The 14,135-nt window shown below is 70.4% G+C and carries 16 protein-coding genes and 2 pseudogenes; 10 read left to right on the top strand and 8 right to left on the bottom strand.

The genetic code is table 11. The features are described 5' to 3' along the window. Together J0695_RS30360 and J0695_RS30355 are read left to right on the top strand one after the other, a co-directional pair. Positions 1–1,591 (top strand): FAD-linked oxidase C-terminal domain-containing protein (locus J0695_RS30360; RefSeq protein WP_206967424.1); only part of this gene is annotated, 1,591 nt, incomplete at its 5' end. A gap of 36 nt (positions 1,592–1,627) precedes the next feature. After that, positions 1,628–2,539, top strand: coding sequence for an EamA family transporter (locus J0695_RS30355; RefSeq protein WP_206967422.1), 912 nt, complete (start codon positions 1,628–1,630; stop codon positions 2,537–2,539). A 21-nt stretch (positions 2,540–2,560) separates the two neighbouring features. Here J0695_RS30355 and J0695_RS30350 read toward each other — a convergent pair whose 3' ends face one another. Next, positions 2,561–3,133 (bottom strand): TetR/AcrR family transcriptional regulator, encoded by a 573-nt coding sequence (locus J0695_RS30350; RefSeq protein ID WP_206967421.1) that lies wholly within the window; start codon positions 3,131–3,133, stop codon positions 2,561–2,563. A gap of 96 nt (positions 3,134–3,229) precedes the next feature. Between J0695_RS30350 and J0695_RS30345 the strand changes: the two genes are divergently transcribed. Further along, a complete protein-coding gene (locus J0695_RS30345) occupies positions 3,230–3,601 on the top strand; it encodes a DUF4267 domain-containing protein (protein ID WP_206967419.1) in 372 nt (123 codons plus the stop codon). A 12-nt stretch (positions 3,602–3,613) separates the two neighbouring features. Then, the gene (locus tag J0695_RS30340) at positions 3,614–4,126 is read left to right on the top strand and encodes a cupin domain-containing protein (RefSeq protein WP_206967417.1); all 513 of its coding nucleotides are present in this window, start codon (positions 3,614–3,616) and stop codon (positions 4,124–4,126) included. Positions 4,127–4,138: 12 nt separating this feature from the next. On the opposite strand, the gene J0695_RS30335 is transcribed toward J0695_RS30340, so the two are convergent. Beyond that, positions 4,139–4,849, bottom strand: coding sequence for a DUF6333 family protein (locus J0695_RS30335; RefSeq protein ID WP_206967416.1), 711 nt, complete (start codon positions 4,847–4,849; stop codon positions 4,139–4,141). A 245-nt stretch (positions 4,850–5,094) separates the two neighbouring features. Here J0695_RS30335 and J0695_RS30330 point away from each other — a divergent pair, with 245 nt between their 5' ends. Next, positions 5,095–7,668 carry a collagenase gene (locus tag J0695_RS30330; RefSeq protein ID WP_206967414.1) on the top strand — a complete coding sequence of 858 codons (2,574 nt, stop codon included), beginning with the start codon at positions 5,095–5,097 and terminating at the stop codon, positions 7,666–7,668. A gap of 75 nt (positions 7,669–7,743) precedes the next feature. Here J0695_RS30330 and J0695_RS30325 read toward each other — a convergent pair whose 3' ends face one another. From J0695_RS30325 to J0695_RS30305, 5 genes are all read right to left on the bottom strand, one after another. Then, positions 7,744–7,929: a hypothetical protein gene (locus J0695_RS30325; protein ID WP_307798813.1), complete on the bottom strand. Its 186-nt coding sequence runs from the start codon at positions 7,927–7,929 to the stop codon at positions 7,744–7,746. A gap of 62 nt (positions 7,930–7,991) precedes the next feature. Then, entirely contained in the window at positions 7,992–8,348 is a 357-nt protein-coding gene (locus tag J0695_RS30320; RefSeq protein WP_206967412.1) for a DUF6247 family protein, read from the bottom strand. 54 nt (positions 8,349–8,402) lie between these two features. Next, positions 8,403–8,681 (bottom strand): hypothetical protein, encoded by a 279-nt coding sequence (locus J0695_RS30315; RefSeq protein ID WP_206967410.1) that lies wholly within the window; start codon positions 8,679–8,681, stop codon positions 8,403–8,405. Continuing rightward, entirely contained in the window at positions 8,678–8,839 is a 162-nt protein-coding gene (locus J0695_RS30310) for a hypothetical protein (protein ID WP_206967408.1), read from the bottom strand. The genes J0695_RS30315 and J0695_RS30310 overlap by 4 nt, the downstream gene beginning before the upstream one ends. A 46-nt stretch (positions 8,840–8,885) precedes the next feature. Continuing rightward, the gene (locus J0695_RS30305; protein ID WP_206967406.1) at positions 8,886–9,401 is read right to left on the bottom strand and encodes a DinB family protein; all 516 of its coding nucleotides are present in this window, start codon (positions 9,399–9,401) and stop codon (positions 8,886–8,888) included. A 138-nt stretch (positions 9,402–9,539) separates the two neighbouring features. On the opposite strand from J0695_RS30305, the gene J0695_RS30300 reads away from it, so the two are divergent. Further along, complete coding sequence (locus J0695_RS30300; protein ID WP_206967404.1) at positions 9,540–9,974, top strand: NUDIX hydrolase; 435 nt, start codon at positions 9,540–9,542, stop codon at positions 9,972–9,974. A 51-nt stretch (positions 9,975–10,025) separates the two neighbouring features. Continuing rightward, positions 10,026–11,267, top strand: a complete 1,242-nt coding sequence (locus tag J0695_RS30295; RefSeq protein ID WP_307798812.1) for an MFS transporter — start codon at positions 10,026–10,028, stop codon at positions 11,265–11,267. Here the strand turns inward: J0695_RS30295 and J0695_RS44265 are convergent. Next, positions 11,250–11,369 (bottom strand): annotated as a pseudogene (locus tag J0695_RS44265) (MarR family transcriptional regulator); the annotation flags it as partial. The gene J0695_RS30295 and the pseudogene J0695_RS44265 overlap by 18 nt on opposite strands. On the opposite strand from J0695_RS44265, the pseudogene J0695_RS30290 reads away from it, so the two are divergent. From J0695_RS30290 to J0695_RS30280, 3 genes and pseudogenes are all read left to right on the top strand, one after another. After that, a pseudogene (locus J0695_RS30290) lies at positions 11,332–11,745 on the top strand (DUF4097 family beta strand repeat-containing protein); the annotation flags it as partial. The pseudogenes J0695_RS44265 and J0695_RS30290 sit on opposite strands and share 38 nt — an antisense overlap. Before the next feature lie 204 nt (positions 11,746–11,949). Beyond that, positions 11,950–12,738, top strand: coding sequence for a TIGR03084 family metal-binding protein (locus J0695_RS30285; RefSeq protein WP_206967402.1), 789 nt, complete (start codon positions 11,950–11,952; stop codon positions 12,736–12,738). Positions 12,739–12,796: 58 nt separating this feature from the next. Further along, the coding region (locus J0695_RS30280) for an acyclic terpene utilization AtuA family protein (protein WP_206967400.1) at positions 12,797–14,135 on the top strand (1,339 nt) is incomplete at its 3' end.

Here is a 14,135-nt window from a genome sequence, read left to right as displayed (position 1 = left end):
GGCGACCCGGATGCCGGACGGGAGTGAAGCCTGGCCCGGGTGGGAGGACTGCGCGGTGCCGCCCGCCCGGCTGGGGGCGTATCTGCGCGACTTCCGGGGGCTGATGGGGGCGCACGGGCTGCGCGGGACTCCGTACGGGCACTTCGGGGACGGCTGCATCCACGTCCGGATCGACTTCGACCTGATGAGCAAGGAGGGGGTGGGCCGCTTCCGGACCTTCGCGGAGGAGCTGGCGGACCTCGTGGTCGCGCACGGCGGATCGCTCTCCGGNNACCGCCTCGACGAGAACCTCCGCTTCGAGGTGCTGCCGCGCGAGCCGGTCCCGGTCGCCTTCGGCTATCCGCAGGACGGCGGGGACTTCTCGGCGGCGGTGCGCAGGTGCGTGGGGGTCGCCAAGTGCCGGAGCACGGAGGTCGGTTCGGGTGTCATGTGCCCGTCCTTCCGGGCCACCGGCGACGAACAGCACTCCACCCGGGGCCGGGCCCGTCTGCTGCACGAGATGCTCGCGGGCGAGGTCGTCAAGGACGGCTGGCAGTCCGAGGAGGTACGGGACGCGCTCGACCTCTGCCTGTCCTGCAAGGGGTGCAGGAGCGACTGCCCGGTGGGCGTGGACATGGCCACGTACAAGGCGGAATTCCTGCACCACCACTACGAGGGCAGGCGCCGCCCGGCGTCCCACTACGCCATGGGCCGGCTGCCGGAGTGGCTGCGGCTCGCCGCGCCCTTCGCGGGCGCGGTGAACGCGGCCGCGAAGTTCCCGCCGCTCGCCGCCCTGGCCAAGCGGACGGCCGGGGTCGCGCCCGAGCGGACGCTGCCGGTCCTTGCCCGCCGTACGTTCCGGCAGTGGGCGGCCGCGCATCTGAAGGGGACGCGGGCAGCCACAGGACCGCAGGCCGTCGTGCTCTGGCCGGACACCTTCACCGACCACCTCTCACCCCAGGTCGGGCAGGCGGCGGTACGCGTCATGGAGGCGGCGGGTCTCGGCATCGCGCTCCCGGAGGGGAAGGTCTGCTGCGGTCTCACCTACGTCTCCACCGGCCAGCTGGACCGGGCCCGTGCCGTGATGCGCCGCACGCTCGATGTGATGGCCCCGGTCCTCGCCGGCGACCTGCCCGTCGTCGTACTCGAACCGAGCTGCGCGGCGGCCCTCACCACCGACCTCCCCGAGCTCCTCGCCGACGACCCGCGCGCCCGGCGTCTGGCCGACCGGGTCCTGACCTTCGCGCAGGCGCTGGAGCGGTACGCCCCCGAGTGGGAGCCGCCGCGCATCGACCGCGCGGTCGTCGGCCAGACCCACTGCCACCAGCACGCGGTCCTCGGCGACGCGGCCGAACGCCGCCTGCGCGAGCGCGCCGGTCTGACGGGCGAGCTGAGCGGCGGCTGCTGCGGGCTCGCCGGGAACTTCGGCTTCGAGCGCGGTCACTACGAGGTCTCCGTCGCGTGCGCGGAGGAGCAGCTGCTGCCTTCCGTACGGGAGGCGGGGGAGGGGGCGGCGGTGCTGGCCGACGGGTTCTCCTGCCGTACGCAGCTGGAGCAGCTCGGCGGGGTGCGGGGACGGCATTTGGCGGAGGTCTTGGCAGATGGACTGTAAGCGGAACCACCGCCTTCGGACCCTTACTCTGTAGGGATGGATCCGATCGCCCCCGCCGACGCCGCCCAGGCCGTCTCCGTAGCCCCGGCCGCCACGGCGACCACTCCCCGCGCGCGCTTCGGACCGGTGGGTCTGGTGCTTGCCGGGGGGATCTCGGTGCAGTTCGGGGCGGCGGTCGCGGTCTGGCTGATGCCGAGGGTGGGCGCGCTGGGCGTGGTCTCACTCCGCCTCCTGGTCGCGGCGGCGGTGCTGCTCGTGGTCTGCCGCCCGAAGGTGCGCGGTCTGTCGCGCGGCGACTGGGGCACGGTCCTGGTCTTCGGCGTCGCGATGGCCGGTATGAACGGCCTCTTCTACCAGGCGGCTGACCGCATCCCGCTGGGCGCGGCCGTCACCCTCGAAGTCCTCGGCCCGCTCGCCCTCTCGGTCTTCGCCGCGCGCCGTCTGGCGAGCGTGGTGTGGGCCGGGATCGCACTCTGCGGGGTGGCGCTGCTCAGCGGCGGCGGTTTCGGCGGCCTCGACCCGGCCGGGGTGGCTTTCGCGCTGGGCGCGGGCGCTATGTGGGCGGCGTACATCGTCTTCAGCGCCAGGACCGGCGCGCGCTTCCCGCGTGCGGACGGCCTCGCCCTGGCCATGGGTGTCGCGGCGGTGCTGATGCTGCCGCTGGGGATCGCGGACGCGGGCGCGAAGCTGCTCGTGCCGAGCACGATCGCGCTGGGGGCGGCGGTGGCGGTCATGTCGTCCGTCCTCCCGTACACGCTCGAAATGCTCGCGCTGCGCCGCCTGCCGAACGCGGTCTTCGCGGTCCTGATGAGCCTGGAGCCGGCGATCGCCGCGCTGGCGGGCTTCCTCGTACTGCACCAGGCGCTCTCGGCGGTGGACGCGCTGGCGATCTCGCTGGTGATCGTGGCGAGCATGGGCGCGGTGCGGTCGCAGGTGTCGGGCAAGTAGCCCAGCCTGGGCGCTCCCGCCTCAGCTCCAGAACCGCCGGATGAGCAGTGCCAGCCGCACCTCGTGATCCTCGCGCCGGAGCCGGCCGCTGCGCATGAGCGTGACGAGCCCGTGCAGTGAGCTCCAGAAGGTCTCGGTGAGTACGGGCAGTTCGTCCTCCCCGGCGAGCGGCCGCACGGTCTCGACCAGTTCGCCGAAGGCGGCCTTCAGTGCGGCCGGGGCCTCGGGGGTCGCGAACGGCAGGTCGACGGCGTGGGTGAACATCGCGTCGTAGAGGGCGGGCAGCCGCTCGGCGAAGGCGGCGTACGCGTTCGCCACGCTGACGACCACCTCCTGTGCGCCCTCCGCCTTCATCCGGGCGGCGCGCAGCTCCTCGGCGAACTCCTCGCACCCCTGCACGACGACCGCCGCCATGATCGCGTCCTTGCCCTTGAAGTGGCTGTAGAGGACGGGCTGGCTGTACTCGATCTCGGCGGCGAGCCGCCGGGTCGTCACCGCGTCCCAGCCCTCCGCCTCCGCCAGCTCCCGTGCCGTCGTGACGATCAGTTGCTCCCGCTCTGCCCGCTCGCGCTCGCGGCGCGTCTGTGTAGCCATGAAAGAAACTCTAGCAGTGCTAGCCAATCTATCAACGCTCTGCTAGCGTCGACATCGTTCCTAGCGCTGCTAGAAAACCTGTCAGAGGAGAAGATCATGCTCACCCCCATCGCGTACGGCCTGGCCATCCTGCTCAACCTCATGATCATCTGGATAGGCATCCGCTTCCTGGCGCAGCCCATGGCGGCGGCCGCGGGCTACGGGGTCGCAGCGAAGGAGAACGGGGACTCCGCGTACCTCACCATCAAGGGCGTACGCGACTTCACCTACGGCATCCTGGGCCTGGCCCTGCTGGTCTTCGCCGGCGCGCATGCCGAGGCCTGGTTCATGCTGGTCGTGGTGCTGGCCCCGATCGGGGACACGTTCATCGTGCTCCGTAACGGCGGCACGAAGGCGGTGGCCTATGGCATCCACACGGCCACGGCGGTCATCATGCTGATCAACGCAGCGCTGCTCTTCGCGATCTAAGGAGCCACACCGATGTCACTGATCGTCCCGAACCCCGACTCGCCCGCTCCCTTCGGCGATTCGGTCATCGTCCGCTCGGCTGATGCGGAGGTGATCGGCCAAGCGCCCACCACCATCCGCCTGTTGGCGGACGCGAGCTCCACGGCGGGCGCCCTCTCCACGCAGCGCGTCACCCTCGCCAACGGCGCGGACGGCGCGAAGCCGCATCACCACTCCAACTCGGCGGAGCTCTTCTACGTACTGGACGGAACCGCCCAACTCCTCTCCGGCGAACAGGTGGTGACGGCGGAGAGGGGTGACCTGGTCATCGTCCCGCCGGGCCTGCCGCACGCGTTCGCGGCGGCGGAGGGGGAGGACGCGGACATCCTCATCGTCATCACGCCGGGCGTGGAACGCTTCGAGTACTTCCGCCACTTGGAGCGGATCGCGTACGGCAAGGTCCCGCCGGAGAGCCTCCTGGACGTCCAGGAGCTGTACGACACGTACTTCCTGAGCAGCGCGCCGTGGGACGCGGCCCGCTCCTGACCGTTGTGGACCCTACGGAAACCAGAGCTCGCAGATGGTGCCCTCGGCCTCCTCGCTCCGGTCGACGACGAACGCCGACTCGAAGCGCTCCTCCTGCGTGTAGACGGAGAGGGCGCCGCCGGTGAGCGTGTGGAGGAGGGCGTCGTAGTCGAAGCAGCCCTCGCTGCTGAAGTCGTACAGCTCCTCCAGCCGGCCGGGTTCGATCCCCACGGCGGCCAGCGTGGCATGCGGGTCGCCGACGGTCTCCAGCTCCTCGAAGCCCTCGAACATCAGGTCCGGGGCGCCGGGGACGGCGACGAGGATCTTCGTGTACGAGGCGCCGAAGTCGCGTGCGCAGAGGGCGATGATCCGGGCATCGGGATGCATGGCCCTCTGCGCCTGGAACTCGTCCTCCAGGGCGCCGCCCAGTACCCCGTCCTCGATGAGTGCCGGATCGCTGACCATCACCGTTGAGCCCCACGCGGCCGCGCCTACGCAGTCCACCTCCTCCCGGTCGGACGGGCTGCCCGGATGCGCCAGCCGGGACGGAGCGTCCTCCCGGCGGATCGCCGAGACCGTCGTCAGGGACAGCACCGCGGCCCTGGCTGCCGCCGGGTCGTGGGAGGCGGCGGGCGGACGCTCCGTGGGCAGGAGCGGTGGCCCGAACGGAGGCTGGATGACGACGAGTTGGGCGTGGCCGTGGTGCAGGGGGCTGATCGGTGTTCCGGGGGCTACGGGACTCATGCGGCCGAGCGTAAAGGGCGTGCGGTCCGGGTGGTGAGGGCCGCCCGTCCCGGGCATTGCCCCAGGTTTACCCGCAGCCGTCTTCCACAGCTATGTGACATGTGCCATTGTACTGGCGGCTGGCCGGGTGCATGACAAGCGCACGGCGCAGCCCGCGCAGCCCGTGGAACTTGCGGAACCCGCGGAACGTGCGGAACCCCCCACGCCGCGCACCCGAGCGCGGCCTCACCGCCTGGAGGCGGCACATGACCACCCCACCGGAAAGACGAAGGCTCGCCGGATTACTGATACCTGCCCTCACGCTGTGCCTGGGCATCACCCTGCTGGGCGGGCCGAGCAGCGCCGCTGCCGCGGATGCCTCGGCGACCGCGACCGCGACCGCGACCGCGACCGCGTCCCGTCCTCAGGCCCAGGCCCAGGCCCAAGCCCAGGCGCAGGCGCAGTCTCGGGCGGTGCCGCCGCCGACGGGCTCGAGCGCCGACGTGTCCGACCGGGCCGAGGCCCGAAGCCACCCGCTCGACACCGCTCAACTCCCGCCGCAGCAGCCGGTCCCGTCACCGGCCCCCTCGACGGGACGAAAGGCGACCGGCCTCGCGGCGGCGTCCTGCACCCCGGCCGACTTCGGCAGCCGCAGCGGGTCCGAACTGGTCTCGTACGTCAAGGCGTCGACCATGGCCTGCATCAACACACTCTTCAGCCTCACCGGCACCAACGCCCGCGACGCGTTCCGCGAAGCGCAGATGGTCACCGTCGCCAACGCCTTCCAGGACGTGGCCAGGACCTATCCCGGCGACAACTCCACCGGTGTGTGGCAGCTCGTGCTGTTCCTGCGCGCCGGGTACTACGTGCAGTCCTACAACTCCTCAGACGTCGGCCCCTATGGCCAGCCCCTCGCCACCGCCACCGAGGGCGCGCTCGACACCTTCGTGGCGTCCTCGCACTTCGGGGACGTCAGCTCGGCGCACGGCGATGTCCTGGGCGAGGTCCTCATCCTCACGGACAGCGCCAATGAGCAGGCGCGCTACCTGAACACGTACAAGAAGGTGCTCAACGCCTACAACAGCTCCTACGACGCCTACTTCAGCATGGACGCGGCCGTCAACGACGTGTTCACCCCGCTCTTCCGCGGTCACTGGAACCCCGCCTTCATCACCGCGGTGAGCGCCGACCCGAGCATCATCGACACGCTCAGCACGTTCGCGCTCAACCACCGGGACAAGCTCAACGACAACTGGTTCTACCTGGACTCCAACGCCGGCACCGAGATGGCCCGCTTCCTCGACACGCCCGCGCTCCAGGCCAAGGTGCGCCCCCTGGCCAAGGGGCTGCTCGGCGCCTCGTCGATCACCGGCGCGAGCGCACCGCTGTGGGTCGGCGTCGCCGGCATGACCGACGGCTACGACAGGGCGCAGTGCGCGTACTACAGCACCTGCGACTTCACGGGCCAACTCACCGCCGCCGCACTGCCGATCACGTACGCGTGCGACGCCGACCACACCTTCCGTGCCCAGTCCCTCACCGCCGCCGCGCTGTCCGCCGCCTGCACCAGCCTCAAGGGCCAGGACGCGTACTTCCACGGTGTCGTCAAGGACAACGGCCCGGTCGCCGACGACCACAACACGAACATCCAGATCGTGACGTTCGCCAGCCCCAAGGACTACCAGACGTACTCCGGCTGGATCTTCGGCAACAGCACCAACAACGGCGGCGAATACCTGGAGGGTGACCCCTCCGACCCGGCCAGCCAGGCCCGGTTCCTCTCGTACGTGAAGAGCGTCAACGACGGCTTCCCCGGCGACATCTGGAACCTCAACCACGAGTACACGCACTACCTCGACGGCCGCTACGACATGCACGGCGACTTCACCGCCGGCCAGGCCGTACCGGACATCTGGTGGGTCGAAGGCCTCGCGGAGTACGTCTCCTACAGCTACCGCGGCATCCCCGACACCGAGGCGATCGCGGAGGCCGGCCGGCACACGTACAACCTGAGCACGCTCTGGCAGAGCACGTACGACAACTCCAGCCAGACCAGGGTCTATCCGTGGGGCTACCTGGCCACCCGCTACATGATCGAGAAGCACCCGGCCGACGTCCAGAACATGCTCGCCAAGTTCCGCACCGGCGACTACACCGGCGGATACGCGGTCTACAACACGAGCATCGGCACCCGCTACGACGCCGACTTCAACACCTGGCTCGACGCATGCGCGGCCGGTGCCTGCGGTGGGACGAGCAACGGCCCGACGGCCGCCTTCGACGCGGCGGTCTCCGGTCTGACGGTGAACCTGACCGACAGGTCCACCGACACCGGCAGCACCATCACGGCGCGTTCCTGGAGCTTCGGCGACGGCACCAGCTCCTCGGCCACCAACCCGTCCAAGACCTACACCGCCGCGGGCACGTACACGATCGCCCTGACGGTCACCGACGCCAAGGGCCTGACCGCCACGACCAGCAAATCCGTGACGGTCAACGGCAACACCGTGCCGGCCTGCACGAACGCGGACGCCCGCGTCATGGGCCAGAACTGCTCCCGCTCCGGCCGGTCGGCCACGGCGGGCAACCTGGACTACCTGTACCTCTACCTGCCGGCCGGAACCGTGACGCTGGACATCAGGACGACCGGCGGCACCGGCAACGCCGACCTCTACTACAACCCCGACACCTGGGCGACCAGCACCGCGTATACGGCGCGCTCCACCAACCCTGACAACGCCGAGAGCATCACGGTCACCAACAGCACGGCCGGATACCGGTACGTCAGCCTCTACGCGAAGACGGCCTTCAGTGGCGTGACCGTCACGACGAGGTACTGAGGGCGAGGAAGGGCGAAGACCAGCACGACGGTGGGCAGCGGCTCGGCCGCTGCCCATCCTGCGCTGCCGTACGCACTAGTAGATGGTGATCTGCCGGATGTAGAGCCGGTTGTGTCGCACGACCAACAGGTACTCGAACATGCCGCCGGTGATGTGCGCGGTGGCGCCCTTCGGGTTGTCGCCCTGGTATGCCGTGCCGTCCAGGTAGAGGGCCTCCGCGGCGCGGACCAGCTCGTCCGCCCGTTCTTCGACATGTGCCACGAATGCGGGGTCTGCACCACCGACGAGGTACTCCTCGCCGGGGCCGTACTCCCACTCCCAGATCAGGCGTCCAGGTCCTTGTACGCGGCGCGGAGAATGTCCCCGGACTCCCGGACGTACTGACGGGAGGTCTCGGGATCGGCAGAGACCTGGGCAAGGTACTCGGCGCGGTGGAATCGCTGCGCAGTAGCGGGGTGACGCTCGATCTCGATCACGGCGGCCCAGCGCAGAAGGAACCCCCGCAGTGGGTCGATGCTGCTCTGCCGGACAGCTTCGGTGAGGGCTTTGTCCTTCTCCCGTTCCATCTCCGGCATCCGTGCGGGCGCAACGACCGCCAGCGCCGCCCGCAGCGCGTCGGGGGTGCGGTCCGGGCGGGGAATCAGTTCCCCGCCGGGGTATTCCGGCTGTGCGCTCACCATGGGCTCCTCGGGTGCCCATCCAGCGTAGCTGTGGCCGGAGCGCCGTGTGTGGGTTCAGGGCCGCAGGCGGGTGCCGCGGCCGGCGGCGATGAGAAGCGCGTCGTGGAGCGCTTCTGTGAGATGTGCGGCCAGAGTCTGTAGGTCCGCGTATTCGACCTCGGGATCGTCGAGGGTCCCCAGTGCATGGGTGACCAGGTTGCGTGCGAGGCCGAGCTGTACGGCTTCGATCTGGTCGGCGACCCGGGAGAGCGGGCCCGTGCCGTCGCCGAGGACGTAGCAGGGCTTCCCCTCGGGTCCGGTCCAGGGCAGGCGGCGTGCGCGCTCGGGTGTCATGCGGTCACCTGCACGCCGTGGATGCGACGGGGGCCGACGTCGATACCGTAGGTGGCGAACCACAACTCCCGTCGTCTCTCGCGCTGTTCGCGGGACAGGACGTAGGGGCGGACCAGCGCGGTGGTCCCACCGTCGAGCGGGCGGTCGGTGGCGTACAAGCCGGGACGAGGCTGAGGGGGATGGGGTGTCGTCGCCGGGTTGGGCCTAGTAGTAACCCTTCGCGCCGTCGAGCAGCTCCCGCACGATGTCCGCGTGCCCGGCGTGCCGTCCGGTCTCCTCGATGAGGTGGATGAGCATCCAGCGGAGGTTGGCGCTGCTGGAGTGGAAGTCGGGGTGGCGGCCGATGTCGTCCAGGGAGGCTGCGGCCACGATCTCGTTGCTTCGGGCGCACTGGGCTTCGTACTCCGCGAGCAGCTGCTTCAGCGGGGCGCCGTCGGTGTGCCAGTCGGCGTTCTCGGCCGTCTCTCCGAAGGACGGGTTCTGCATCTTGTCGCCGCCCAGGAACAGCACCTCCAGCCAGATGTGCTCGGTCCACCGTATATGGCTGATGAGCCCGGCCATCGTCATCGTCGGTGAGGTCGGGATGACAGAGCGGTTAGCGTCCGCCTCGCTCAGGCCCTCGCATTTCCATCGCAGGATCTGCCGTTGCAGGTCCAGCCAGCCGCTGAGTGCGGTGCGTTCGTCGGCCTGCAAGGGGGGACGCTCAAGTGAAGGTTCCATGCCTGCGCACATTAGGCTGCCCGGTCTCCGGTTGTCGCGCGTCGGGATCGGCTTCGAAGCGGAAGGGGACGGCGAAGAGCGCGGGATCAGGCATGATCGCAGGCTGATGCGGAGTGGTGAGAGTGAGCTTGGAGGGGCATGAGAGAGAGCGTGCGGTTGCGGGTGTCGGCGTATGCCGTTGCCACTGTGGGGGAGCGGATTCTGCTCACTCAACTGTCCTCCACTTCACCGGTCTTCGAGCCGGGACTGTGGCACCTGCCCGGTGGCGGCATCGACGCGGGTGAGCAGCCGTACGAGGCGCTGGTAAGGGAGTTGAGGGAGGAAACCGGGCTCGAGGTACTCGAAGCGCGGCTCGTGGACTCGCGCTCGTACGCGGCGCACCGGCTCGGCGTGAGCTGGCATCTGGTGGGGCTCTTCTATCGCGTCGTGCTCAAGCCCGGGTCGCCCGCCGTCGTCAAGGCGGACGATTCCACTTCTGCTGTGGCGTGGATGCCCATGGCCGGCCTGGAGAGCCCGATGCTGTCGCCTGCGGCTGTCGACGGGCTGGCGTTGGTGACCAACTCCCCTTCCTGAAATGGCTGGTTCGGAGTCACTCGCGGAGAGGGCTGCATAGAGTGCCAGGCCGTGACCGTCTCTTCAGTTGAGCCGCCGCTCTGGCAGGACCGGCAATTCGTCCTGCTCGCCTCCGCGCGGGTCGTCTCCGTGCTCGGCAACGGCTTCGCGCGGGTGGCGCTGGCGTTCGCGGTGCTCGCTCTGCCGGGGGCCGGTCCGGGCCGCCTGTCGCTGGTGCTGGCCTGCCAGGCGTTGCCGCAGCTGGTGTTCATCCTCGTCGGCGGGGTGATCGCGGACCGGATGTCACGGTCCCGGCTGATGGCCGCGGCCGATGTGCTGGGGGCCGGGGCATACGCGGGGCTGGCCGCCATGGTGCTGACCGGTCATGCGCCCCTGGTGGCGATGTGTCTGCTGGCCGTCGTCGCCGGATCCGCTACCGCGCTCTTCGCTCCGGCGATGGACGGCATCGTGCCGCTTGTGGTGTCCGCCGGCCGCCTGCAGCAGGCCAACGGGCTGCTGCGCGTCGGCACCAACAGCTCCCTGCTGCTGGGCCTGGCGCTGTCGGGTGTGACCGTGGCGCTGGTCGGCGCGGGCTGGGCGCTGGCGCTGAACGGCGCGTCCTTCGTGGTCAGTGCGGCGCTGACCGCCCGGCTGCGGACGGCGGGACGGCCCCCGAAGAGGTCCTCGGGGTGGGCCGATCTGCGCGAGGGGTGGCAGGAGTTCTCCTCACGGCAGTGGCTGTGGGTCGTGGTCGCCCAGTACGCGATCGTGGTCGCCGTACTCAACGCCAACGTCGGGGTCCTGGGCCCGTTGGCGGCCGAAAGCCGACTGGGCGGCGCACGGGCGTGGTCGGTCATCGTGGCCGCGCAGGCGCTGGGCACCATCGCGGGCGCGGGGCTCGCCGCCCGAGTGCGGGTGAACCGGCCCATCCTGGTCGCCGTACTGGCCACCTTCCCGGCGGCCGTGCCGATCGCCCTGCTCAGCGCCCGGGCCCCGGTGTGGCTGATCGCCGCTGCCATGTTCTGCGCCGGTGTCGCCGGTGATGTCTTCGGGGTGCTGTGGGCCACGACCGTCCAGCGAGAGATCCCCGAGGAAGTGCTCTCCCGCGTCAGCTCCTACGACTGGTTCGGCTCGCTCGCCTTCGCCCCGCTCGGGCTGCTCGTCGCAGGGCCCGTGGCCGCCGCCGTCGGTGCGGGCCACGCGCTGGCCGGCTGCGCGGCCCTGGTGGTCCTGGCCACCGGTGCGGCCCTCCTCTCGCCTCAGGTGCGCAGCCTCCGCACCGGCGCCAGGACGGGCTCAGGCGGCGCTGTCTGACGGCGGTCGGGGTCTCGTGTAGAGGATCTCGCGGGCCTGTTCCGAGGCGCGGGAGGCGTGTTCGCCGACGAAGTCGAGGAAGCGGGCGATGTTTTCGAGGCGCTTCCGGGGCGTCGGGCGGCTCGGCGACGTCGTCTTCGAGGGCATGCACGGTTCGGTCAAGCTCGACGAGGCCGAAAGCGCCCGCCTCACGCTCCTCGCCGGCGACGTCTCGGTCGGCCGGCTGAGCGGCCCCGCGGAGATCAGCACCAAGAAGGGTGACATCCGGATCGCCGAGGCGGTGAGCGGGGCGGTCGTACTGCGCACCGAGGCCGGCGAGGTGTCGGTGGGCGCAGCCCGCGGAGTCTCCGCCTCCCTGGACGCGGGCACCGGTTTCGGCCGGATCCACAACTCGCTCCAGAATGCCGAAGGCGCCGCCGCCGGTCTTGAGATCCGGGCGACCACCGCCTACGGCGACGCCACCGCCCGCAGCCTCTGAGCAGTGACCAGCGGGACAGGTCACCGTCCAGCACTCGTCCCGCCCCGGGCGGCGTACACCGACAACACGTCGGCGTACGCCGCCTCTTTCGTATGCGGGGCGGCCTCGTGGGTGCGGAGAAAATAATGCAAGCACGCTTGCTTGTTTTGGTGGGCGCTGCCATGCTCCGGGGCACGCCGTCGTGCCCGCCGGAGGGAGTGCACCGTGTCCGATGCAGCAGCCGTACTCGATGATCTGCGTGATGAAGGCGCCGAACTCGACCTGTTGGTCGGGGGGTTGACGGAACGCGAATGGGCGTCGCCCACGCCCGCCGCCGGGTGGACCATTTCCCATCAGATCGCCCACCTCGCGTGGACGGACGCCGCCTCCCTGCTCGCCGTGACCGATGGTGAGGCCTTTGCGGGGGAAGTCGAGAAGGCACTCCACGCGCCTGAATCCTTCGTGGACGAAGGGGCCGAGGCCGGGGCTCTGCTGCCCGTGGACGAGCTGCTTTCGTGGTGGCGCGACGGGCGCGAGCAGCTGCAACAGGCCTTGCGCACAGCGCCTGTTGGGGTGCGGTTTCCCTGGTACGGGCCTCCCATGAGCGTCGCCTCCATGGCCACCGGACGCCTCATGGAGACCTGGGCGCATGGGCAGGACGTCGCCGACGCGGTCGGCGTACAGCGGAAGCCCACCGCCCGGCTGCGGCATGTGGCGCGGATCGGCGTGCGGGCTCGTAACTTCGCGTTCGGGGTGCGGGGGCTGGAGGTGCCGGCCGAGGAGTTTCGCGTGGAACTCGTGGGACCAGGCGGTGAGTTGTGGGCTTACGGGCCTGAGGGTGCCGATCAGCGGGTCAGTGGGCCCGCGCTCGACTTCTGTCTGCTGGTGACGCAGCGCGCGCACCGCGACGACCTGGCGCTGCGCGCCTCGGGCGCGGACGCCGACCGGTGGCTGGACATCGCCCAGGCCTTCGCCGGGCCCGCCGGGACCGGGCGTACGCCCAAGGGGGCGTGAGGTCGTGGTGCTGCGTATCGGGAACGCTTCCGGGTTTTACGGCGATCGCTTCGACGCCATGAAGGAGATGCTCACCGGCGGCCCGCTCGATGTGCTGACCGGGGACTATCTCGCCGAGCTGACCATGCTCATCCTGGGGCGCGACCGGCTCAAGGACCCCCGGTACGGGTACGCCAAGACCTTTCTGCGGCAGCTGGAGGAAGGGCTCGGGCTCGCGCAGGAGCGTGGGGTTCGGATCGTGGCCAATGCGGGTGGGCTCAATCCCGCTGGACTCGCGGACGCTGTACGGGAGTTGAGCGTGCGGGTCGGCGTTCCCGTGCGGGTGGGGTGGGTCGAGGGCGATGCTCTGCCGTTGCCCGAAGGGGCGTTGACCGCCAATGCGTATACGGGCGGGAGTGGTATCGCCGAGTGTCTGCGGGGTGGGGCCGATGTTGTCGTTACCGGACGCGTCACCGATGCCGCGTTGGTGACCGGGCCCGCCGCCTGGCACTACGGGTGGGGTCCTGAGGATCTGGATCAACTGGCGGGGGCCGTTGTCGCCGGGCATGTGCTGGAGTGCGGGACGCAGGCCACCGGCGGGAACTACTCGTTCTTCGCCGGGCACGACGTGCGGCGGCCCGGGTTCCCGCTGGCCGAGGTGCACGCGGACGGGTCGTGCGTCATCACCAAACACCCCGGCACGGGCGGTGTGGTCGATGTGGGGACCGTCACCGCGCAGCTGTTGTACGAGACCGGTGGTGCGCGTTACGCCGGGCCCGATGTCACTGCCAGGCTCGACACGGTGCGGCTGGAGGCGGACGGCCGCGACCGGGTGCGGATATCCGGGGTACGGGGTGAGGCTCCGCCACCGGAGCTCAAGGCGGGGGTCACCCGGATCGGCGGGTGGCGCAACGAAGTGGTCTTCGTGCTGACCGGGCTCGATATCGAGGCCAAGGCCGCGTTGGTACGGGCGCAGGTCGAGGACGCCTTCGGGAAGGCGGGGCCCCGGGACGTGCGGTGGGATCTCGTACGGACCGATCGTGCCGACGCCGGGAGCGAGGAGTGCGCCAGCGCGCTGCTGCGGCTGGTGGTGCGGGACGCGGATCCGGAGGCCGTCGGGCGGGTGGTGAGCGGGGCTGCGATCGAGCTCGCGCTGGGGAGTTATCCCGGGTTCCATGTGACGGCTCCGCCGGGGAAGGGGGCGCCTTACGGGGTCTTCGAGGCGGTGGGCGTCGAGCGGGGGCGTGTGGTGCAGACCGCCGTACTGCCTGATGGGGAGCGGGTGTTGGTGCCTTCGGAGGTTGTAAGGACTCGGGGGCTGGAAGTGGTCGCTGAGCCTGTGCTGCCGGAGCCGTTGTCGTGGTCGGCGGGCGGTGGGGCCACCCGGAGGGCTCCGCTGGGGTCCGTGGCCGGCGCCC

This window comes from Streptomyces beijiangensis (assembly GCF_017315755.1).
Classification (GTDB): Bacteria; Actinomycetota; Actinomycetes; order Streptomycetales; family Streptomycetaceae; genus Streptomyces; species Streptomyces beijiangensis.
This window is presented reverse-complemented; position numbering and strand designations above follow the sequence as displayed.